Raw genomic sequence first — 646 nt, 5'->3', positions numbered from 1 at the left:
CGATGCTCGATCATGACTCCCTTTGGGGTGCCGGTAGATCCCGAGGTGTAGATCACATAGGCGAGATGGCGCGAGGTCAGGCCAAGCGCGCGCGGGTCGGGATCCGAGGCCGGCAGCTTCGCCCAGGCCGATGTCGCCGTCTCGAGATCGACCACCGTCAGATCGGCCAGCGCATCGGCGCCCAGCGCGGATCGTCCCGCAGCATCGGCCAGCAACAGTTGCGGCTGCGCATCCTCAAGAACCTGCTTGAGCCGTGCGCACGGATAGGCCGGATCCAACGGCAGATAGGCGCCACCCGCCTTGAGGATTGCAAGCAGCCCCACCACCATCGCCACGCCGCGCTCAAGGCAGATCGCCACAGGCTGGTCCGGCTTCACCCCGAGCCCGATCAGATGATGCGCCAGCCGGTTCGCCCGTGCATTGAGCTCGCCATAGCTCAAGCGCTCGTCCTCATGGACCACCGCCACCGCGTCCGGCGCCTTGGCGACCTGTGCCTCGAACAGCTCATGGATGCACTGCTGCTCGGGATACGGCACCGCCGTCCGGTTCAGCTCCTCCAATAGATATGCGCGCTCGTCGGCCGCCAGCAGCTCAATCCGCCCGACCGCTTGCCGCGCATCGGCCACCATCGCCCGCAGCAGCGCCA

At 67.0% G+C, this 646-nt stretch carries 1 protein-coding gene; it reads right to left on the bottom strand.

The annotated features are described in order from the left end of the window. The coding region (locus tag IVB50_RS30035; protein WP_247298969.1) for an AMP-binding protein at positions 1-646 on the bottom strand (646 nt) is incomplete at both ends.

The sequence above is a fragment of the Bradyrhizobium sp. 87 genome, assembly GCF_023073015.1.
In the GTDB taxonomy this organism is placed as follows: Bacteria; Pseudomonadota; Alphaproteobacteria; order Rhizobiales; family Xanthobacteraceae; genus Bradyrhizobium; species Bradyrhizobium canariense_D.
The sequence above is the reverse complement of the archived record's forward strand: the minus strand, read 5'-3'. Positions and strand labels throughout refer to the sequence as shown.